21 protein-coding genes are annotated in these 20,079 nt (G+C 42.5%); 11 read left to right on the forward strand and 10 right to left on the reverse strand.

Features of this window, described 5'->3' with window-relative positions; all coding sequences use genetic code 11:
* Positions 1 to 132 precede the first annotated feature (132 nt).
* Positions 133 to 996, reverse strand: coding sequence for a YicC/YloC family endoribonuclease (locus tag IQ211_RS12120; protein WP_189759416.1), 864 nt, complete (start codon positions 994 to 996; stop codon positions 133 to 135).
* 124 nt (positions 997 to 1,120) lie between these two features.
* Here IQ211_RS12120 and rph point away from each other — a divergent pair, with 124 nt between their 5' ends.
* Both rph and pyrE read left to right on the forward strand, forming a co-directional pair.
* A complete protein-coding gene (gene rph, locus IQ211_RS12125; protein WP_189759417.1) occupies positions 1,121 to 1,864 on the forward strand; it encodes a ribonuclease PH in 744 nt (247 codons plus the stop codon).
* A 103-nt stretch (positions 1,865 to 1,967) separates the two neighbouring features.
* Positions 1,968 to 2,609 carry an orotate phosphoribosyltransferase gene (gene pyrE / locus IQ211_RS12130; protein ID WP_189759418.1) on the forward strand — a complete coding sequence of 214 codons (642 nt, stop codon included), beginning with the start codon at positions 1,968 to 1,970 and terminating at the stop codon, positions 2,607 to 2,609.
* A 247-nt stretch (positions 2,610 to 2,856) separates the two neighbouring features.
* Here pyrE and slmA read toward each other — a convergent pair whose 3' ends face one another.
* From slmA to coaBC, 3 genes are all read right to left on the reverse strand, one after another.
* Positions 2,857 to 3,456 carry a nucleoid occlusion factor SlmA gene (slmA, locus tag IQ211_RS12135; protein ID WP_189759419.1) on the reverse strand — a complete coding sequence of 200 codons (600 nt, stop codon included), beginning with the start codon at positions 3,454 to 3,456 and terminating at the stop codon, positions 2,857 to 2,859.
* 134 nt (positions 3,457 to 3,590) lie between these two features.
* Complete coding sequence (dut, locus tag IQ211_RS12140; RefSeq protein WP_189759420.1) at positions 3,591 to 4,049, reverse strand: dUTP diphosphatase; 459 nt, start codon at positions 4,047 to 4,049, stop codon at positions 3,591 to 3,593.
* Positions 4,027 to 5,256, reverse strand: coding sequence for a bifunctional phosphopantothenoylcysteine decarboxylase/phosphopantothenate--cysteine ligase CoaBC (gene coaBC / locus IQ211_RS12145; protein ID WP_189759421.1), 1,230 nt, complete (start codon positions 5,254 to 5,256; stop codon positions 4,027 to 4,029). Before coaBC ends, dut begins: the two co-directional genes overlap by 23 nt.
* Before the next feature lie 376 nt (positions 5,257 to 5,632).
* Here coaBC and radC point away from each other — a divergent pair, with 376 nt between their 5' ends.
* The 8 genes from radC (at position 5,633) to mutM (ending at position 12,793) form a co-directional block, all read left to right on the forward strand.
* A complete protein-coding gene (radC, locus tag IQ211_RS12150; RefSeq protein ID WP_189759455.1) occupies positions 5,633 to 6,310 on the forward strand; it encodes a RadC family protein in 678 nt (225 codons plus the stop codon).
* A 276-nt stretch (positions 6,311 to 6,586) separates the two neighbouring features.
* Positions 6,587 to 6,823 carry a 50S ribosomal protein L28 gene (gene rpmB, locus IQ211_RS12155; protein WP_038239873.1) on the forward strand — a complete coding sequence of 79 codons (237 nt, stop codon included), beginning with the start codon at positions 6,587 to 6,589 and terminating at the stop codon, positions 6,821 to 6,823.
* Between the two features lie 11 nt (positions 6,824 to 6,834).
* Positions 6,835 to 7,002: a 50S ribosomal protein L33 gene (gene rpmG, locus IQ211_RS12160; RefSeq protein WP_010847629.1), complete on the forward strand. Its 168-nt coding sequence runs from the start codon at positions 6,835 to 6,837 to the stop codon at positions 7,000 to 7,002.
* Between the two features lie 161 nt (positions 7,003 to 7,163).
* Positions 7,164 to 8,282 (forward strand): glycosyltransferase family 4 protein, encoded by a 1,119-nt coding sequence (locus IQ211_RS12165; RefSeq protein ID WP_189759422.1) that lies wholly within the window; start codon positions 7,164 to 7,166, stop codon positions 8,280 to 8,282.
* Between the two features lie 187 nt (positions 8,283 to 8,469).
* On the forward strand, positions 8,470 to 9,459 hold the full coding sequence (locus IQ211_RS12170; protein WP_189759423.1) for a glycosyltransferase family 9 protein: 990 nt from the start codon (positions 8,470 to 8,472) through the stop codon (positions 9,457 to 9,459).
* A 16-nt stretch (positions 9,460 to 9,475) separates the two neighbouring features.
* Positions 9,476 to 10,597: a glycosyltransferase family 4 protein gene (locus tag IQ211_RS12175; RefSeq protein ID WP_189759424.1), complete on the forward strand. Its 1,122-nt coding sequence runs from the start codon at positions 9,476 to 9,478 to the stop codon at positions 10,595 to 10,597.
* Entirely contained in the window at positions 10,578 to 11,756 is a 1,179-nt protein-coding gene (locus IQ211_RS12180) for a glycosyltransferase (protein WP_189759425.1), read from the forward strand. Before IQ211_RS12175 ends, IQ211_RS12180 begins: the two co-directional genes overlap by 20 nt.
* A gap of 227 nt (positions 11,757 to 11,983) precedes the next feature.
* Positions 11,984 to 12,793 carry a bifunctional DNA-formamidopyrimidine glycosylase/DNA-(apurinic or apyrimidinic site) lyase gene (gene mutM / locus IQ211_RS12185; protein WP_189759426.1) on the forward strand — a complete coding sequence of 270 codons (810 nt, stop codon included), beginning with the start codon at positions 11,984 to 11,986 and terminating at the stop codon, positions 12,791 to 12,793.
* A gap of 40 nt (positions 12,794 to 12,833) precedes the next feature.
* Here mutM and coaD read toward each other — a convergent pair whose 3' ends face one another.
* The 6 genes from coaD to rfaQ all read right to left on the reverse strand — a co-directional run bounded on the left by coaD (position 12,834) and on the right by rfaQ (position 18,769).
* Positions 12,834 to 13,316, reverse strand: a complete 483-nt coding sequence (gene coaD / locus IQ211_RS12190; RefSeq protein WP_189759456.1) for a pantetheine-phosphate adenylyltransferase — start codon at positions 13,314 to 13,316, stop codon at positions 12,834 to 12,836.
* Positions 13,282 to 14,091 carry a glycosyltransferase family 2 protein gene (locus IQ211_RS12195; RefSeq protein ID WP_189759427.1) on the reverse strand — a complete coding sequence of 270 codons (810 nt, stop codon included), beginning with the start codon at positions 14,089 to 14,091 and terminating at the stop codon, positions 13,282 to 13,284. Before IQ211_RS12195 ends, coaD begins: the two co-directional genes overlap by 35 nt.
* Positions 14,091 to 15,368 carry a lipid IV(A) 3-deoxy-D-manno-octulosonic acid transferase gene (gene waaA / locus IQ211_RS12200; RefSeq protein WP_189759428.1) on the reverse strand — a complete coding sequence of 426 codons (1,278 nt, stop codon included), beginning with the start codon at positions 15,366 to 15,368 and terminating at the stop codon, positions 14,091 to 14,093. Before waaA ends, IQ211_RS12195 begins: the two co-directional genes overlap by 1 nt.
* Positions 15,369 to 15,462: 94 nt before the next feature.
* Positions 15,463 to 16,575, reverse strand: coding sequence for a glycosyltransferase (locus tag IQ211_RS12205; protein WP_189759429.1), 1,113 nt, complete (start codon positions 16,573 to 16,575; stop codon positions 15,463 to 15,465).
* Entirely contained in the window at positions 16,575 to 17,702 is a 1,128-nt protein-coding gene (locus tag IQ211_RS12210) for a glycosyltransferase family 4 protein (RefSeq protein WP_189759430.1), read from the reverse strand. Before IQ211_RS12210 ends, IQ211_RS12205 begins: the two co-directional genes overlap by 1 nt.
* Entirely contained in the window at positions 17,699 to 18,769 is a 1,071-nt protein-coding gene (rfaQ, locus tag IQ211_RS12215) for a putative lipopolysaccharide heptosyltransferase III (protein WP_189759431.1), read from the reverse strand. Before rfaQ ends, IQ211_RS12210 begins: the two co-directional genes overlap by 4 nt.
* Before the next feature lie 205 nt (positions 18,770 to 18,974).
* On the opposite strand from rfaQ, the gene IQ211_RS12220 reads away from it, so the two are divergent.
* On the forward strand, positions 18,975 to 19,931 hold the full coding sequence (locus IQ211_RS12220) for a polysaccharide deacetylase family protein (RefSeq protein ID WP_189759432.1): 957 nt from the start codon (positions 18,975 to 18,977) through the stop codon (positions 19,929 to 19,931).
* Positions 19,932 to 20,079: the final 148 nt, after the last annotated feature.

Raw genomic sequence — 20,079 nt, forward strand, 5'->3', positions numbered from 1 at the left:
GCCTTTTGTTCCTTTATTGCTCTTTGTTTCGCAACTTAAGGTTATAAAGGCAGGGCTATGTCATTTCAATTCACTATGTCATCTCATCTAGAAAGTCGAGCATCGCGTTATGTTGTGATTCGCTAAGAAACGTTATTCAATATTTTGAATCTGCTCGCGCATCTGCTCAATCAGTACCTTCAACTCAATTGCAGAATTTGTCACATCCGCATTAATTGATTTTGAAGCCAATGTATTCGATTCGCGGTTAAATTCCTGCATCATAAAATCCAGTCGGCGGCCGACGGCTTCTTTTTTCTTCAGAATATTACGTGTTTCTTTGATATGAGCGTCCAGACGATCCAATTCTTCTGCCACATCAATACGTTGAGCTAATAAAATTAATTCTTGCTCAAGACGATTATTATCTAACTGAATTTGTGCTTCTTCCAGCTTGGTCTGTAAGCGCTCACGCTGCCATTGCAGGATTGCCGGCATTTGTTCTCGGACTTTAGTCACTTCCACAGTTACCGCATCCAAACGCTGTTCAATCAGAGTCTTGAGTGCTTGTCCTTCGGTTTCACGACTCTGGATAAAAGAATCCAGCGTCAAATCTAATTCCGCTAACAATTGTGCACTAATAGCGTCTAAATCTTGCTCTTCGGCAGACATCACACCCGGCCAGCGTAAGATATCTACCGGATTAATTTCACCTTCATTACTCTGTTGTTTAACCCAGCTTGCTGCTTGAACCAGTTGTTTTGCCAGCTTTTCATTCAGGATCAGGGAATTCTGAGCAAAAGTATCTAACTCAAAACGCAAGTTACATTCCACTTTGCCGCGCGTCAGGCGGGAACGAATGCGCTCGCGGATGACCGGTTCAAGGCTCCTGAATTGCTCTGGCAGGCGAATATAGGTTTCCAAGTAACGCTGATTGACAGAACGCAGTTCCCACGCTGCATTTCCCCAATCTCCCCTGATATCTCTCCGTGCAAAAGCTGTCATACTACGGATCATAATTCGTTCCCAATTTATAAAATGATGTGCGGATTATAGCGCTCTGTGTAGATGCAGGATAGGCATTCGCCGCTTTAGGCCGTATAATGCGCCCCTAAAATATACGAACAACGGAGATAACACTATGAGCTTAGTAGGAAAGCGTCCAGCAGGAAGGTCAGCAGGGCAGGTGCGTCCTATTAAAATGACTCGTCATTACACCAAACATGCGGAAGGCTCTGTTTTGGTGGAATTTGGAGATACTAAAGTGTTATGTAATGCCTCCGTTGAAGAAGGAATTCCCCGTTTTCTAAAAGGGCAGGGACAAGGCTGGATCACCGCTGAATACGGCATGTTACCACGGGCAACCAATAGCCGTAATGCGCGCGAGGCTGCCAGAGGTAAGCAAACAGGCCGCACGATGGAAATCCAACGCTTGATTGCGCGTTCATTGCGTGCTGCCATCGACTTAAAAAAGCTGGGTGAGTTCACTATTACGCTGGATTGTGATGTGATTCAAGCGGATGGCGGTACTCGTACTGCGGCTATTTCTGGCGCTTGTGTGGCACTGGTCGATGCCCTAAATAAGCTAGTTGCGGAAGGCAAACTGAAAGAAAGCCCGCTAAAAGCAATGGTTGCGGCAGTGTCTGTTGGCATCGTTGAGGGTGAAGGACGTTGCGATCTGGAATATGTCGAAGACTCTGCGGCTGAAACTGACATGAATATCGTCATGATGGATGATGGCAGAATGATTGAAGTGCAGGGGACGGCAGAAGGTGAACCGTTCAGCCATGATGAGTTGCTCTCACTGCTTTCATTGGCAAAAGAGGGATTGGATACGATTTTCAAAGCGCAGCGAGATGCGTTAGAACAAGAACCATTAAAATAATAAATAAATCAGGCGGCTGAAGAGTCGCCTTTTTTATGCCTGCAATAAATTTACCTGCAATAAATAGTAATGAATGACAAGAGATCAAAGAGGAGAAACCCCAATGAAAGCCTATCAGCGCGAATTTATTGAGCTGGCACTGGAAAAGCAGGTGCTGAAATTTGGCGAATTTACGCTGAAATCTGGTCGCAAAAGCCCGTACTTTTTTAATGCGGGCCTGTTTAATACCGGACGTGACTTGGCGTTGATTGGTCGTTTCTATGCAGCAGCGTTGCTAGATAGCGGAATTAAGTGCGATTTGCTGTTTGGGCCGGCTTATAAGGGGATCCCGATTGCAACAACTACCGCAGTAGCATTGGCTGAACATCATGATATCGATATGCCTTATTGCTTTAACCGCAAAGAAGCTAAAGATCATGGTGAAGGTGGATCGCTGGTTGGAAGCCCTCTGCAAGGCAATGTTGTGGTTGTGGATGATGTCATTACCGCAGGTACGGCGATTCGTGAGTCGATGGAAATCATTAAGCAGCACGGAGCAACACTATCCGGTGTGATTTTGTGTCTGGATCGTCAGGAACGTGGGCGTGAAACACTTTCAGCGATTCAAGAAGTTGAACGTGACTACCATTGCCAAGTCTTTTCCATCATTACCTTGAATGACTTGGTGAGTTACTTGCGTGAAAATCCAGAGATGCAACCTCATCTGGAAGCAGTAGAAGCTTATCGTAAAGAATATGGTATTTGATGGTTAGTAATTTGGATTGAGTGAAAAAAATCCCTCGCCCAAGGATGGGCGGGGTGAGTAGTAGAAATGGCATCTATCTATATATATGGCAAGGATTGCGACAATGATGCCATTATTAAGTCACTTAGTCGTGAACTCAATGAGCCAGCACATATTAACACAACTCAATAAAAAATCTGCACGTTATCATTCACTGGATAAGGATATGAACTTACGATACTGCGATAAGCGATTGTAGTGGATTAAATTATTGCAGTTGGGTCAATATCAATGGCCAGCGTACTTCAAATTCCGTTGTCGGACGATAGCGAAATTCAGAACGAACAAAACGGGAGAGCATCCCTTCACAAAATGCCAGTAACTGTGATGCCAACACAGATTCATCATAAGCGAATCCTCGCCCATCACGAATTTTTCTTTCTTTTAAAATTTGGCGAAGTTGCATTTCAATTCGCTCAAATAGCTGGTTGATGCGATTTTGCAATCTGTCTTGTTCGAACATTAGAGCATGGCCGGTCATAATACGGGTCAGCCCCGGATTCCGTTCTGCAAAACCCAAAAGCAGGACGAGGATTAACCGAATGCGTGTGATGGTGTCTTTTTCATCTTGCAGGATCAGATTGATGCGTGAAATTAAAGAATCTTCAATAAACTCAATCAAGCTATCAAACATCCGGGTTTTGCTCGGAAAATGACGGTAAAGGGCTGCTTCCGAAACACCAACGTTTGCGGCAAGTTTTGCAGTAGTAATGCGTTGGCTGCCATCACTGGATTCCAGCATATGTGCCAGTGCCTGCAAGATTTCTTCACGTCTATTTTTCTTTTTTGTACGTTCTTTTTCTGCCATGTCTGGTAAGACCCCTGCTAAAACAGCAAAACAAATCCAGCTATTTTTTGCCACAATGCTATTGCTGTCAAAAGCGATAATATTGTGAGCAAAAAATATGAAAATCGGTTGACGGTATCAGGCCTTATGGAAAGTTATTGACGACCGGAATGGCCAAATCCACCACTGCCGCGCTGGCTCGTCTCAAAATCTGCAACCAAATTAAATTCAGCCTGTACAACGGGTACAAAAACCATCTGGGCGATGCGTTCGCCGGGTTCGATGATGAAAGTTTTATCACTACGGTTCCAAACTGAAACCATCAATTGTCCCTGATAATCCGAATCGATAAGCCCCACCAAATTACCCAGAACAACGCCATGTTTGTGGCCCAGACCAGAGCGAGGGAGAATCACTGCCGCCAATTGTTCATCTGCAATATGGATAGCAATCCCCGTTGGCAGAAGCTCAGTTTGGCCAGGAGCCAGTTCCACCGCATTATCCAGACAAGCACGTAAATCTAAACCCGCAGAGCCAGGTGTAGCATAAGTCGGTAAAGGAAATTCTTGCCCGATGCGGGGATCAAGGATTTTAACGTCGATTTTTTTCATCATAGCGTTTGAGTATCTCGTCTAATAAGCGGTGGCTGAGTTGCAATTTACCACTGTGGGGTAACTGAACACTACCATCATGCCAGAATAGATGTAATGCGTTAGTATCACTGTTGAAACCGTGTCCGGCCAGGGATACATCATTTGCGCAAATCAAGTCCAGATTCTTCTGCTTGAGTTTTCCGCGGGCGTATTCTTCCACATTCTGGGTTTCGGCTGCAAATCCAACGACAAAGGGACGATTTCTTTCCATGGTCGCAACGCTCGCTACAATGTCAGGATTTTTCACCAGTGTAAATATGATTTCATCACCCTGCTTTTTGATTTTCTCTGTTGAGATTTGTTTGAAACGATAGTCAGACACGGCAGCGCAACCGATAAAGATATGCTGTGAGGTTGCCGTAGCTTGAGCCTGTTCATACATTTCCAATGCACTATTGACATCAATACGTTTAACGCCTTGTGGTGTGGGTAAATTAACGGGGCCGGTAATTAATGTCACCTCAGCGCCACGCTCTGCCGCGGCCTGTGCAATGGAAAACCCCATTTTACCGGAGCTGTGATTGCTGATGAAACGGACAGGGTCCAAGGCTTCACGAGTTGGTCCTGCGGTAATTGCGATGTGCAGACCAGAAAGATTTGGCTCGGTATTGAAATGTTGCATTGTCCGTTCGACGATAGTCATTGGTTCCAACATTCTCCCTGGCCCGACATCACCACATGCCTGGCTGCCTTCATCTGGCCCCCAAATTAATACGTTACGCCCTTTAAGTACCTGCAGGTTATGCTGGGTGGCCTGTGCTCGGTACATTTGTTGGTTCATTGCGGGGGCAACAGCAATAGGTGCAGCGGAAGCCAGGCAGATTGTGGTGACTAAATCATTCGCCATACCTGCGGCCAGACGCGCCAGCAGATCAGCAGTAGCGGGTGCGAGAATAATTAAATCAGCCCATTTTGCCAGTTCGATATGCCCCATGGCGGCTTCGGCTGCAGGGTCTAGAAGGTCATCTGAGACTGGATAGCCAGATACTGCCTGTAAGGTTAGTGGAGTGATGAAAGCTTCGGCTGCGGGAGTCATGACAACGCGTACCAGGGCACCACGATCACGCAAACGACGCACTAATTCGGCAGTTTTGTAAGCGGCGATCCCTCCGCTGATTCCAAGGACTATCTGTTTACCAGAAAGTTGTTTACCAGAAAATCCTGTCATTTTGATTGTCCAGATATCAGTTGCAATTCCTTAAGATTCTATCACAAGAAAATATTGCGTTGAGAACCCTCCCTATTTAAACAGCCAAAAATGGCAAGTTTGCGAAGCACTGCGCAAGCCTCGCAAGTCGATCTGGCGGTGATTTTTTCATCATGGGATAGTAGGTACGAAATGTAGGTGAGTGATGGTATCCATCGTTATGGAGAGCTATACCAATCTCACTTCAAGATGCATTGTAATTTCTCCCCGCGAAGCGGGGAGAAATTAGGTGTCATATCGTGTTGTAAATTGCAGCTTGAAGTTTAATGCGTATATAGGGTAAGGGATTGGAACAAAGGATATTGAAAAGGGGGAAGAAATTGTGGATTTAACAGTAATGGAAAGAAACGATGAATTGCATTTGAATCTTCTTCCCCGTGAGAAATTGTTGGCCTATGGCGCTGTTTCCCTAACAGACGCGGAGTTATTGGCTATCTTTTTACGTACAGGTTCCAGGGGCGTTCCTGTCGTACAAATGGCAGAATACTTGCTGAAATCATTTGGTTCGCTTTATCACCTTCTATCCGCGGATTACGATGACTTTTGTGCACATAAAGGCATGGGGAGATGTAAGTATGTCCAATTGCAGGCGATATCTGAATTGGCAAAACGGTTTTTCTCCAGTCAATTTATCCATGAAGATGTTATGAGCAGCCCCACGATAACTCAGAATTATTTGCAGGATTTATTATCCTGGCAAGATCGGGAGATATTTGTGGTGCTGTTTTTAACTAACCAAAATAAAGTCATCTGCCATGATGAAATGTTTAAAGGAACGATAAACAAAGTTGAAGTTCACCCACGTGAAATTGTGAAACAGGCGGTTAAAGTCAATGCTGCATCAATTATTCTTGCTCATAATCACCCTTCCGGCAATCCAGAACCTAGCCTGGCAGATAAATTGGTGACAGAAAAAATTATTAACGCGTGTGACTTGGTTGGCGTTAAGGTTTTGGATCATATCGTTATTGGCAAGCAATCTTGTGTCTCATTTATGGAAAGAGGTTGGATTTAATACCGTTTTTTCGCGATACGATCAGATCTTAGCTGTTCGGGACTTGAGCATCAGCGAATGAGGGCGTATACTACGCCACCTTTGAGGATCTTGGGTTTGACGAGAAGAGCCTATCTCAGTAAGTTTTTTTACTGGGAAAATGTGAGTCTTTTCAGTGACGTTCTTTTCAGTAACCTTTTTTCAGTAAAGAAAGTTTGCTGAGATGGGCTCCTAAGCCTGACGAGGCGGTCATACCCAATACAAAGCTCGAGCTGATTTGATTTTTGGAGAATAGACATGTCCCGAGTCTGCCAAGTTACTGGCAAGCGCCCGGTGAGTGGTAACAACCGCTCCCACGCATTAAATGCGACTAAGCGTCGTTTTCTGCCTAACCTGCACTCTCATCGTTTCTGGGTTGAGTCTGAGAAACGTTTTGTAACTCTGCGTGTATCTGCTAAAGGTATGCGAGTGATTGACAAAAAAGGCATCGACACAGTTCTGGCCGAACTGCGTGCCCGTGGTGAGAAGTACTAAGGAGCTGAAAAATGGCTAAAGGTATTCGCGATAAAATCAAGCTAGTTTCTTCCGCTGGTACAGGTCACTTCTATACCACTACGAAGAACAAGCGTACTATGCCTGAAAAACTGGAAATGAAAAAATTCGATCCAGTTGTTCGTCAGCATGTTATGTACAAAGAAGCTAAAATTAAATAATTTTAGTGGATGATAAAAAGCCCAGCATTATGCTGGGTTTTTTTATATCTGCTGATAATGTCACGTAGCTTATTTTAAATTGGGTTGTGCGTGTAGACCTGTGCATTGTTCAGTTATACTACCGTTTTTTTCAATTATGAACCGTCAGGTGTAGCGCTAAAATGGTTAGAAAGACTTTGAATATCTTACATACAGAATCATCGTGTGGTTGGGGAGGGCAGGAAATTCGTATCCTGACAGAGTCTCAAGGCATGATACAGCGTGGACACCGTGTGGTTATCGTTTGTTGTCCAACTTCAACCCTTTACCGTGAAGCTCATCACTATGGTGTGCCTGTTGTTGCGCTCCCCATTGAAAAAAAACGTCTTTCTTGTCTTCGGGCAATGCGTCACTGGCTAAAAACAGAAGGTCGCCAGTTCGATGTCATCAATACTCATAGCTCTACTGATTCTTGGCTGGTGGCGGCAGCATGTGCCACATTAAGAGGTATGCCTCCGATAGTCCGAACTCGCCATGTTTCAACCCATGTTTCAAAATCCATTGCGACTCGTTGGCTGTATTTGCACGCAGGTCAGCATATTGTGACAACTGGGGAAAAACTACGCCAATATTTGCATGTACATAATAACTATCCGCTATCTCATATGACCTCTGTGCCGACAGGGATCGATTTGTCCCGTTTTCATCCTGAAAGTAAGTCCTTAAGTCGTCAGCGTATTGGCATCAAAGACAAACCAACACTGGGCATTGTTGCCACAATGAGAACGTGGAAAGGCCATCGTTACCTGCTTGATAGTTGGAAAATTCTCCATCAGCGTTATCCTGATTGGCAATTGCTGTTTGTGGGAGATGGCCCCCAAAGAAAGAATTTAGAGCCGCGAGTTCAGCAGGAAGGGTTGGCAGAGAGTGTCATCTTTCTTGGTAATCGTCAGGATGTTCCTGATTGTTTAAATGCGATGGATATCTTTGCTCTGCCTTCGTTTGGTAATGAAGGTGTACCTCAAGGCATCATGCAGGCAATGGCGTGTGGATTACCTGTTGTCTCTACATCGGTGGGCGCGATTACAGAAGCTGTAATTGATGGCGATACAGGGTATATTATCGAACCTAGAAATGTCGAGCAATTAACAGAAAAGTTAGACTTATTAATACATAATGAAGCGCTACGTTTACAAATGGGAGAGGCTTCATTGCGACGAGCAATTCACTTATTTGGCATGGATAATATGTTAGAAAAAATGGAGTCTATTTTTTATTCTAGTATGGAAAACAAGCGGTAATATTTTGTTTATATTATTTTTATCTGTATTGGCAGAGTAATCTATGCTTTTTATTAACTAGTTGAAATGTCATTAGCTTTATTTTTGTACGCCTACTGTATTAACCGTAAATAGAACAGTAACTCACTTTACTGTATAGTACCTTAAGCGTTCCAATCTTTGGATTGATAATTTAATATTCATTATTATGCAACCCCAAAATATTCTAATCATCAATATTGCCCGTTTTGGTGACACTTTGCTAATAACTCCGGTTATTCGTGCCCTGAAAGAAAAATGGCCGGAGGCAAATATTGATATATTTGTGCATAAAAAAACGAAAGAAATCCTTGAAAATATCGATTTAATTAATCAATTGAAAGAGTTTTCAAAAGGCAAGGCTAAATGGTGTGGCTGGTTTTCTCGTCGGCATTATGATCTGGCATTAGTTTATGGTCAGGATAAATCCTTATTGCAGTATGCTAAACGTGTAGCAAACTTGGCCGTTTATTTTTCGGATATCTCTGGTAAAAAATCAAATGAGTATGCTATAGCAAGGCCCAGAGAACTTATGCCTGCCCAACAGGAAAGGGCGCTGTTAATTGATTCACTTGGGGTTGAAGTGAGTAATTGGCGTTTGCAGTATAATGTAAGCCCGCATGAAGCGGAGTACGCCAAAAATTTTCTTCAGCGGCAGGGGATAGAACGACAATTAAGAATAGGTTTTCAATTACAGAGTTTTCCTGCAAAGGCCTATCGTGATTGGCCGGTAGAACATTTTTACGCATTAGCCCAACGTATTTATCGAGATTATCCGCATGCGCATATTTTGCTGTTAGGCAGTAAAGAGAGTGAAGACAATGCGCGAATGCTGGCTGAGAAATTGGGCACAAACAGATGCTCATCATTGGCGGGTAAGACTACGATGCGGCAAAACGCGGCAATCATGAGTCAACTTAATTTGTATGTGGGCGTTGATACTGGAACAACTCATCTGGCTGGTGCCTTGGGAATACCAATGGTTGCTTTGTATCATAGTTTTCACCCAGGGCGTTTTCTCGCACCTCAGCAACATCCAAAATTAGTGGTTATTGAACATCCTGTAGATTATCGACAGGCAACGCGTCAAGATACAATGTCAGCAATATCGGTAGATCAAGTCTGGCATTCTGTTCAGTACTTGCTGAAAAATGAATGAAAGGATAATACACCAAATGAAGATAGGATTTATCGATGTTACTGTTACCATGTCATACGGTGGCATTCAAACCGCTGTTTGGGAATTAGCCAAATCGCTGACAGATGCGGGGCATGAAGTTCATATTTTCGGTGGTACTGGTGACGTTCGGCCTGCATTAGGCGAAAGAAATATTTCTATTCATACTTTTCCATTTATTCCCAGAGAACGCGTGCTTAACATTGGACGCCGCTTCCAACGTATTGTTGAACGTTATTCTTTTGCCCGTCATGCCCGTGCAACAGTTATTGCTGAAAATTTTGATTGGGTGATTTTGACCAAGCCTTTTGATTTTTTCTGGCCCAGAATGATGCCTGAAACATCCCGTACCCGGTTTTGTTATATGAGTGGTGGAACCAGTTTTTTTAACGGTGATCGGGTATTAGGTAAAAAAATATCTGCATGGGTTGCATGTAGCCATTTTAATGCCTGGCAGATTCAACATCATTTCAAGCAATTTCCGAGCGTCATCTATAATGGGGTAGATATCGATAAATTCAAACCAGCCGACTCGGATGTCCGAACTCGGTTAGGTATCCATGAGAAAACGTTTCTGTTAACGTTTGCTGGCAGGTTGGTTGGTTGGAAAGGGATGAAAGTCGCCATTGATGCAATGGCCTTGTTGCGGAACAAGGATGTAAAGTTATTGATTATTGGTGAAGGTGAAGATTTGAAATTGCTTAAAAAGCGGGTTACTGCTTTGCAGCTAGAAAAAGCCGTCATTTTTCATCCTCCAGTTGGTCATGATCAATTACCTGAATTTTATGCGGCGGGTGATGCCGGTGTTTTCCCCAGTATTGGTGATGAGGCATTTGGTATTACTATTGCTGAAGCGATGGCATGTGGACGTCCTGTGATTGCCAGCTATATTGGTGGAATACCAGAAGTGGTTGGTAATGAAGGCAGTGCTGGTATTTTGGTGACACCGGGTGATGCTATGGCTATTGCTGAGGCGGTAAATCATCTTTTATCTTTGCCGGATAGAGGAGAAAAGATGGGGAAATCTGCCCGTCAGAGGATTGAAACGATGTACACTTGGGACCATTCTGCTAGCCGTTTATTGAACACCATAAAAAATAATGAAAATTGCGTATATTGATCCTTATCCTGTACCTGATTATCGGGTTGCGTCACTACAAATTTTGCAGAATGTAGACGCTTTTGCTCGTCAGGGGCATAGTGTTTGTCTGATTACCCCAAAAGGTCAAAGCCAAGTTGAGGAAATTCTTGGCAGGTCATTACCGCCTTCTGTGGAGCTAATCGCCCTGCACGATATACGTAGAAAATGGTATTTCCCGCTAAACACTCAGAAACTGTTTTATTTGCAGGTTTCGCGCTGGCTTAAAGAACATCAAGTTGATGCCCTTTTTACCCGCAATATTAAAATGGCGAATTACCTGCTGTGTAATCATTCGGATATTCCTCATTTCTTTGAAAGCCATGAAGTATTTTCTCAGTCGTTTAGAGAATCCCATGATTTTCTCAATCGTAGAAACCAACGTAAGTATCATAAACTGAGAAAAATTGAACAGCAGGTTTATGCGGGTTCTAAGGTTGTTTTTGCCCTGACTTCTCTATTACGAGACGATATTTACAAGCAATACAGTGTCAAAACACCGATTGTTGTGGCTCCCGATGGGGTTGATATGCTGGCGGTTGAATCTGCCAGGCTGACGCTTGCTGGCAGTGAACCCAACAGTGCTCTTCCTAAAAAAGTGCTTTATTTGGGTAGCTTACATCGTTGGAAAGGTATCCCAACGGTAATGCAAGCCATGTCCTACTTAGATAATGTTGAACTGAATATTGCCGGTGGCACCTCTGAACAAATTGAGCGATTGCGACGGACTGCTGAACAAATTGGTGTGAGTGATAAAATTAATTTCCTTGGTTTTGTTCAACCCAGGAAACGCTTTCAGGTTATTGCTGGTAGTGATATTTGTGTTCTGCCATTGACGAAAACCAGTATTGGCAGCCGCTATACCTCTCCTCTCAAGCTGTTTGAATATATGGCTATGGGTAAGCCTGTGGTTATTTCTGATTTCCCATCCATTCGTGATGCTGTTGATGAAAACGCGGTAAATTTTGCTGATAGTGAAGATGCAGCGAGTTTTGCTGAACAGATTCAATGGCTGATTAATCATCCCGCTGAAATGATGGCGAAAGTTGACTATTCTCAACGGCTGGTTACAGAACGTTTTAACTGGGATCAGAGGGCGAAGTTAATTATGGGGGTGATAGAGGAAAGATTGTCTCAGTGAGTCTCTTTCCCTGTTATCTCAATCAAATCTGGCTGCAAATGATACATGAAAACGGTATTGTAATCTGCTTATACGCATTAAACTTCAAGTTGCAATTTACAACACGATATGAAACTTGATGTCTCCCCGCGAAGCGGGGGAGACATCACACGCATCTTGAAGTGAGATTGGTATAGATACAATATTCTCAGATCAATATCGTAAGATAATTTATTCAAGGAGTAGGTATGCCGGAGCTACCAGAGGTAGAAACCAGTCGCCGGGGGATTGAACCTCACTTGGTTGGTAATGTGATCCAATATGCTGAGGTCAGAAATGCACGTTTGCGTTGGCCTGTTTCCGAGCAAATCATGACGCTTTCAGACCGACCAGTGTTGAGTGTTCAACGGCGGGCAAAATACTTATTACTTGAGTTGCCGGAGGGCTGGATTATTATCCACTTAGGAATGTCTGGCAGTTTGCGTGTCTTGTTGGATGCACAGCCTCCGGCAAAGCATGATCATGTTGATTTGGTTATGGCTGATGGCAAAATTCTCCGGTATACCGATCCCCGACGTTTTGGGGCGTGGTTATGGAGTGACAATCTCAAAGAGTGTTCCGTGCTGGCTCATTTAGGTCCTGAGCCTCTTTCTGAGCAGTTTGATGGCGAATACCTTTACACGGTTTCTCGCAACAAAAAAGCGGCTATCAAATCTTGGTTGATGGATAACAAAGTTGTTGTTGGTGTTGGGAATATCTATGCCAACGAAGCGTTGTTTGTTGCACATATCTTGCCTGAACGCCCCGTGAATTCATTAACGCAGCAAGAAGCCTATTTATTGGCTGATATAATCAAACAAATTTTACGTCGTTCCATTGAGCAAGGTGGAACGACACTGAAAGATTTTCTGCAATCTGATGGTAAACCGGGATATTTTGCTCAAGAGTTGTTTGTCTACGGTAAGAAAGGTGAACTTTGTCCGCTATGCGGTGAGAAAATCGAGTGTGTAAAAGTGGGGCAACGTAGTACATTTTTCTGTCGTCAGTGCCAGCATTAAAGATATTGGGGGGCAGAAGATAGTTGCCCCGTATAATGTATTATTTACCTAATTTTTTTAACATTGCCTGCGCAACTGGCTTTGACAGGAAGGATGAGACGTCGCCATCATGGCGAGCAACATCCTTGATTAAGGATGATGAGACAAAGGACAGGGTTTGGGAAGGCAATAAAAAAACACTTTCCAGCTCAGGCATAAAATGTCGATTCATATTGGCAAGTTGCCATTCATATTCAAAATCAGAAACAGAACGAACTCCGCGGATTAAGATGTTGGCCTGCTGCTTTTTGGCAAAATTAACCATCAGTTCGCTAAACCCAATCACATCGACATTTTCCAGATGAGCCGTGACTTCTTTTGCCAACGCGACACGCTCTTCCAAACTGAACATGGGGCTTTTTCTATCACTATTAGCGATAGCCAATAAAACATGGTCGAACATGTTTGCGGCACGAGTAACAATATCAAGATGACCATAAGTGATGGGGTCAAAGGTGCCGGGATAAATCGCTTTTCTTTTCATCATTGTTATTACCCTTTGTTTGAGCCATTTCCCACAATGCAGCGTATTTATTGAATGTATACTGGGCATTCACAATAGCCAATATCAGACCTTGCTTGCCATCCAAAAAACCAGCCCTTAATAACCAGGTTTTGAAAAACGCGCCCAGGGTATGGCTTATTATAGAAAAATAACGGGTTTTTTTGCCTTGCTCGTAGCGATGCTTTGCCCAATCTCTTGCATAATTTAATTGTTTTTGCTGGAACTCCATCAGATTACGGCAGGTTAAGTGACGTAAGTCGCCCTTCAGCGTCACGATAGATGCGCTTTGAATATCAAGGGATTCGTGAACTTGATTGTCGTTGTATTGGTAACGTTCACGGCAATAAAGGCGAATAACCCTATCAGGATACCAGCCACTGTGTTGCATAAATCGCCCCATAAACAGATTGAGGCGCGCGCAGCTATAGACTTTATTGTCATCAGGATTTACCAGGATTTGTTCAATGGATGCTTTTAGTTCTGGCGTTACGCGTTCATCGGCATCAATCATAAAGATGTAATCACCGCTGGCATAGGATTGCGCGAGTTGCCGTTGCCGTCCGAAGCCAGGCCATTGGGTATTTGAGTAGACTTTTGCCCCCATTTCGCTGGCTATTTGGCAAGTTGTATCGGTGCTGCCTGAATCCAGAACGATGATTTCATCCGCCCAATTCACAGAAAGCAGACAATCTGCAATCACATCAGCGGCATTCTTGGTGATCATGACAACGGACAGGCGTTTTTTGGCAATCATCAATGGCTCCTTGGAGGGAGGTAAGGTTCCAGTAATTTTAGCAAGCGTTGAAGAGCACCTTGGTTTTCATGCAGGACTTCTGCGGCGTGGTGGCCGTAATAGCGTCGGTAATCTTCATCTGTCAGCAGGCTATTGATAGCTGAACTTAATGATTGGCTATCTGTAACAGTAATCAATCCATCCGCTTTATGCAGCTTGGCACAAATATCTTTAAAGTTGAATGTGTGTGGGCCCATGATAACAGGAATGGCATGAGCAGCCGCTTCCAGCGGGTTATGTCCTCCACGTTCTATCAGGCTCCCTCCGACAAAAGCCAGATCAGCGATACCATACAAGAGCATCAATTCGCCCATTGTATCGCCAATAACCACTTGCACATTGGTGTCAGGAATAGTGTTAGCACTGCGTAAGATCGCGTTTAATCCCGCTTTTTGGGTCAACTCAGCGGCTTTACCAAAACGTTCAGGATGGCGGGGCACCAGAATTAACAACAGATCAGGGAATTGTTTAAGCAGCTTGCAATGTGCGTCCAGAATAATTGTCTCTTCCCCATCATGGGTACTGGTTGCTATCCATACCGGACGATGGGGTGCCCACTGGCGGCGTAATGTGACGGCCTTTGCTGCGAGTTCTGGTGTAACAGAAATATCGAACTTAAGGCTACCCGTGACAGAGAGTTGGGAGCGTCTTAATCCCAATTCGATAAAGCGTTCACCATCTTCCTGATTTTGTGCGGCAATCAACGTGATTTTATTTAAAATGGTCTTAATAAAGTTGCTAATTTTCTGGTATCCCGCAGCAGAGCGGGCTGATAGTCTCGCGTTGGCGATAACCAGTGGAATTTCCCGTTGATGTAACTGAGTAATCAGGTTTGGCCATAGTTCAGTTTCCATAATGATCACTAGCTTGGGATTAACGTGATCGAGAAAACGTCGCATTGAACCTGGCAAGTCATAGGGAAGGTATACATGGTTAACATCATTGCCCAGGGCAGACAAAACCCTTTCAGAACCCGTCGGTGTCATGGTTGTTATCGTAATGGGCAAAAAAGGGTAATGGTGCCGTAAGATCCGTACGAGCGGAATGGCAGCCAATGTTTCTCCAACAGAAACGGAATGCAGTAAGATCCCACCTGGGGCCACCTTTTTAGCGCAGAAGCCATAGCGCTCTCCCCAGCGTTTACGGTACGCGGGGGATTTGCGGCTGCGCAGCAGCAGACGTAACCAGATAATTGGTTGGATAAGGTAGAGAAGTACCTGATATAAGCGAAGCAACATTCTATCAAATTCACTGACATGGACTGCGGTTATAGTACCACATTGGCTTGAAGAAAGTGTGTAAAATGCTGTTCCCTTAAACCATAGTTTGGTGTTATGTATTCTGTTTTTCTATTAATTCAATATATTGCTTTTGTATATTGTTTGCCTCAAATTTTTCATACAGTTCATCTGTAATTTGTGGAGGCGTATTGTAAGCAAGCTGTATTTTTTTTGCCAAAGAGTCTGCATCTAGTTTAGACAGATAGTTTTTCAATTGGCCTGTCATGATTTCTCTGACGCCACCAGGGCAATCTGTACTGACGATAGGGGAATGACAAATCAATGCTTCGATTAATACTGTCGGTAATCCTTCACTATCTGAACTTATGACAACCGCTCTTGCTTCATTGATAATGGGGTGTGGATTGGAGTGGAAGCCAGCCAAGATGACTTTATCATCTAACCCATGTTCATGAATTTTTATTTTAAGATGTTCTTCTATTTCTGTGGAACCTTGCCCAACAATAATTAGCTTGCATGGGAGATTTGCCTTTGCAAAAGCATCTATTAATCGATCTTGACGTTTTACTTGATGTAAGCGACCGACATGCAGAATATAACTCAATCCATGATAAGGATTAGTTTCTGATGCTTGTGCTTTTATTTTCTCAAAATCAAAAGGATTATAGATGGTTTTTATCTGTTTGGGCTGTATCCCGATATTATGTAGCAGATCATTGCTAACAGCCTGCGAAACGCAGATGACTTTCTTATTTTTATAAACTTTTTTTATCTTTTCCTTTTTTATCCAATAAGAAAAACCACTTTTATTGCTTAAGTATGATTGAGAAAAAATTCCATGAATACAATGCCATACGTTGCAATTTTTCAGGACCTTAGACTTAACTACAATACGGTCGGTTTTATGTAGATTAGATATGACAAGTGCAGGTTTGCCTTTTTGTTGGAAAAGCTCAAATAAAACTTTATCCATCGCTTTAGCTCTGCGATTTATCTCATTGAGTTTTCTTAGTAGCCCTCGATAGTCATCTGGACTGACGACGTAATGAATATTTTCTGGGAGGGTATAGTCCAATTGAGTATTTAGTGAAAGTAATGAAATTTGGTAGTCTGATTTACTCAAACCAGCCGCAAGACGAAGAGTAACATTTTCAGCTCCTCCTCCGGGTAATCCATCAATAATAAAAAGGATATGTTCTTTCACTATGCTAAAACTCGTTGATAAAGATCAATTAATTGTTTGGATAAATTTTCAGGCGTCGCAGCGATTATTTGATTTCTGGCGGCAGTAGACATATCTGTTCCGAGAATGTTAACAGGAATGCCATAAACAGCATCCCTTAATTTTTCAATATCTAATGCATCACAGATAAAACCATTTTTTCCTTCAGTGATAAATTCTGCCCCTCCACATGTTGTGCTAGTAATGACGGGCAAACCACATGCCATAGCTTCAAGGATCACATTAGGAAATGGATCATACAGCGTCGGTAGTAGCAAAGCATCAGCTACCTGATAAAAAGGTAATGTGTTTTTTTGTAACCCCATGAAACGGATACGGTCGGTACACCCTAACGTATTTGCAAGCGCCTGATACTTTTTCTGCTCTTTATCCTTACCAATAACGAATAGATAGCTATCTGTCTTCGCGATGGCTTGGATTGCCGCAGATAAACCTTTTCGTTCAAAACCGGAACCAACAAAAACTAAGCACCTTGCTGTCGCAGGGACTTGATATTGTTGCCTAAGTTGCAAGCGGGTTGGCTCATCAGCAGGAAAAAACTTTGTATTGTCAATTGAATTATATATAACGGCGATTTTATCTTCGTCTACACCAAATTCTTCGATAATTTCTCTTTTTACCATTTCAGCATTACAAATCACCTTCTTTAAGGTTGGATCTGCATACATTTCTGCTTCAGCATTCATGACATAGCGGTGATACCGATCATTCAATAACCATCGCGCTTTCCATGTTGGCAAAATACGGGTTCGTTGGTGTAACCAGCACTTATGAACGCCATCTCCAGCCCGATAAATATCACAGCCAGCGATGCGTTCATGGCTTTGAACTAAATCAAATTGTGCTTTTTGCCATAATTTCCGTGCTAATTTGGCAAAGCCCTTTTCACGACTAATTCTTCCATATTTAATGGGATCACACAGGTGGATATGCCAATCTGGGCTATTTGTACCTTGCCAAGAGCGGGTGATAACATTCAGTTCAAGCTGTTGGTGTTCTAGAGCTTCTAAGGCTCTTGAAATAAAACGTTCAGCCCCCCCATCTGGACGATACTTTTGACGGACAATGGCTAAACGTAATGGTTTCATAAAATATATTTCCTTGCTGCTGAGATGACGGCATCTGTGGGTATCAGATCTAAGTAGCGTTTACTTGTACCCGTTTTTATATCATCTGGGTGTGGAATATTGCCATAATCGCCAGCCCAAATCACCTCACCAACGGATTGCCAGGGTTTCCAAAATGTCAGTTTGGATGGGCCGAATAATGCAACGCAGGGGGTTTTTAGGGCTGCGGCCATATGCATTGGTACTGAGTCTACGCCAATAAATAACTTAGCATGATCAATCAAAGCGGCAAGTTTGGGTAATGTTAATTTGCCCGCCAGAGAAAGGATGTTTTTTTTATCATCAAGGCAGTGTGACAAGATAGTGGCTACCATATCCAATTCCTTTTGGTCTGGCCCAGAAGTAATGATAATACTATGCCTATCTTTTTGTAGTGTAGTAATCACTTTTGCCATTTTTTTTTCATCCCAACACTTAAAAAACCATCGAGATGTAGGTTGAACAACAACGTATCTTTTTGAAAATCCACGCTTAGAGAGTAACTGCTTTATACACTTTAAATCATCTTCACTATAACTCATTGTTACTTTTGTGATAACTGAATTAAGTTGCAATGGTTTTAGGATAGAAAGATTTTGTTCTACTGTATGTAATGAATCATGGTTATCTGTTGGTATAACCTCAGTATGACAAAAACGCCATTTCCAATTTTGTCGTTTAGGGAAACCAAGGGCCAGGCGGATAGGTGCACCGGTAAAACGGGAAATAAATGCACTCCTCCATTGGTCGGCAAGATTGATGACTAAATCATAATGTTGTTGTCTCAATGTCTTAAGCAGTGTCCACTCATGTAATAATTTCTTCCTTGTGCCAAGTTGTTTCCACGTGCGGTCTATGGAAAAAATACTGGAAATTTCTGCTGAATTTTCCAGCATCGGTGAGGTTTCTTGATAAAGGAGAACATCAATTTTTGCGTCTGGATAGTGGAAAGTGAGAGTGCTGATCACTGGAGTTATCAGTAACATATCTCCATGATGTTGTAGTTTAATTACCAGAACACGTTTGATTTTATTATGTTGGGGGATCATTTGTCGGGTTCTTTAGCGTATCGAAGTTAATAGGATGATCTTAATGTAGAAATCATAGCCCGACATCTTAAGCACACCAACTCAATATGGTACTGGATAAAGTTTATGTTCAATCAGATAGATAATCAGTATTCTCTAATTGCGCTCTTTGTGCACTATGCGTACCATTAGGACAATTATTGTTGTCACATATTGGTATATATCAATGTCATTACCCGCTTTTATTATCACGATTGACACCGAAGGTGATGATCTATGGCAAAATAGTGGTCAGATCTCAACAAAAAACACGCATTATTTACCACGGTTTCAGAGTTTATGTGAGCGTTTTGGCTTCAAGCCTGTTTGGTTAACTAACTATGAAATGGCAATGGATGATAGCTATATTGAATTTGCCAAGGATGTGATTGCCAGAAATGTGGGTGAAATTGGTATGCATTTACATGCCTGGAATAGCCCTCCTATTGTTTCCCTCACTGGCGATGATATGCGCTATAAGCCATATCTGATTGAATATCCTAAAGATCAGATTAAAGCAAAAATTGATTTAATGACTCATCTCTTGGAAGATAAACTCCAAACTAAAATGTTGAGCCATCGTGCAGGGCGTTGGGCATTTAATGAATATTATGCACAATTGTTGGTTGAATATGGGTATCAGGTAGACTGTTCAGTTACACCAAAAGTTAATTGGAGCTTTACCAAGGGAGATCCTAATGGAAATGGGGGAACAGATTATAGCCGTTTTCCTGATCAGGCTTATTTTATGGATTTGCAAGATATTTCCAAAGAAGGGGATTCTCCGTTATTGCAAGTACCAATGAGTATTCAATATAAGCACTCTGGAGTTATGAATTTCATTAAGCAGAAATATGATCGATTGAGAGGAAAACAGCGTTCGCCATCAGTTAATTGGCTGAGACCAAAAGGCGGTAATTTGGTGCAGATGAAAGCTGTTATCCAACAAACTTTAACTAATGGCAGTGACTATGTTGAGTTTATGTTGCATTCGTCTGAATTTATGCCTGGTGGAAGCCCAACGTTTAAGAGTGAAGAACAAATTGAACAACTTTATCGGGATTTGGAAGAGCTGTTTGAGTTTTTGAAGCCACTGATGCAAGGGATGACGTTGGGGGAGTATTATCAATTTAAATTAAAGTAAGACTAAAAATTTAATTTAGTTTATAGAAAATTAGAAGTGCTATTACCATAAAAATGGTTGATTGATTTTTTTTCAGATTAAAGGTTGTAAAATGATTCGTAAATTTATAGATGTTTGCAAATATAAGATAAGCAAAACAATATATAGA

The sequence above is a fragment of the Xenorhabdus griffiniae genome, assembly GCF_015163655.1.
In the GTDB taxonomy this organism is placed as follows: Bacteria; Pseudomonadota; Gammaproteobacteria; order Enterobacterales; family Enterobacteriaceae; genus Xenorhabdus; species Xenorhabdus griffiniae.

Bases quoted from the DNA above. Each gene is read 5' to 3' on its own strand.
- waaA (WP_189759428.1), bottom strand. From the start codon at position 15,368: ATGTTGCTTCGCTTATATCAGGTACTTCTCTACCTTATCCAACCAATT.
- rph (WP_189759417.1), top strand. From the start codon at position 1,121: ATGAGCTTAGTAGGAAAGCGTCCAGCAGGAAGGTCAGCAGGGCAGGTG.
- IQ211_RS12180 (WP_189759425.1), top strand. From the start codon at position 10,578: ATGAAAATTGCGTATATTGATCCTTATCCTGTACCTGATTATCGGGTT.
- IQ211_RS12165 (WP_189759422.1), top strand. From the start codon at position 7,164: ATGGTTAGAAAGACTTTGAATATCTTACATACAGAATCATCGTGTGGT.
- IQ211_RS12210 (WP_189759430.1), bottom strand. From the start codon at position 17,702: ATGAAACCATTACGTTTAGCCATTGTCCGTCAAAAGTATCGTCCAGAT.
- dut (WP_189759420.1), bottom strand. From the start codon at position 4,049: ATGATGAAAAAAATCGACGTTAAAATCCTTGATCCCCGCATCGGGCAA.
- slmA (WP_189759419.1), bottom strand. From the start codon at position 3,456: ATGGCAGAAAAAGAACGTACAAAAAAGAAAAATAGACGTGAAGAAATC.
- coaD (WP_189759456.1), bottom strand. From the start codon at position 13,316: ATGAAAAGAAAAGCGATTTATCCCGGCACCTTTGACCCCATCACTTAT.
- rpmB (WP_038239873.1), top strand. From the start codon at position 6,587: ATGTCCCGAGTCTGCCAAGTTACTGGCAAGCGCCCGGTGAGTGGTAAC.
- pyrE (WP_189759418.1), top strand. From the start codon at position 1,968: ATGAAAGCCTATCAGCGCGAATTTATTGAGCTGGCACTGGAAAAGCAG.
- IQ211_RS12175 (WP_189759424.1), top strand. From the start codon at position 9,476: ATGAAGATAGGATTTATCGATGTTACTGTTACCATGTCATACGGTGGC.
- IQ211_RS12120 (WP_189759416.1), bottom strand. From the start codon at position 996: ATGATCCGTAGTATGACAGCTTTTGCACGGAGAGATATCAGGGGAGAT.
- rpmG (WP_010847629.1), top strand. From the start codon at position 6,835: ATGGCTAAAGGTATTCGCGATAAAATCAAGCTAGTTTCTTCCGCTGGT.
- rfaQ (WP_189759431.1), bottom strand. From the start codon at position 18,769: ATGATCCCCCAACATAATAAAATCAAACGTGTTCTGGTAATTAAACTA.
- mutM (WP_189759426.1), top strand. From the start codon at position 11,984: ATGCCGGAGCTACCAGAGGTAGAAACCAGTCGCCGGGGGATTGAACCT.
- radC (WP_189759455.1), top strand. From the start codon at position 5,633: ATGGAAAGAAACGATGAATTGCATTTGAATCTTCTTCCCCGTGAGAAA.
- coaBC (WP_189759421.1), bottom strand. From the start codon at position 5,256: ATGACAGGATTTTCTGGTAAACAACTTTCTGGTAAACAGATAGTCCTT.
- IQ211_RS12195 (WP_189759427.1), bottom strand. From the start codon at position 14,091: ATGATTGCCAAAAAACGCCTGTCCGTTGTCATGATCACCAAGAATGCC.
- IQ211_RS12170 (WP_189759423.1), top strand. From the start codon at position 8,470: ATGCAACCCCAAAATATTCTAATCATCAATATTGCCCGTTTTGGTGAC.
- IQ211_RS12220 (WP_189759432.1), top strand. From the start codon at position 18,975: ATGTCATTACCCGCTTTTATTATCACGATTGACACCGAAGGTGATGAT.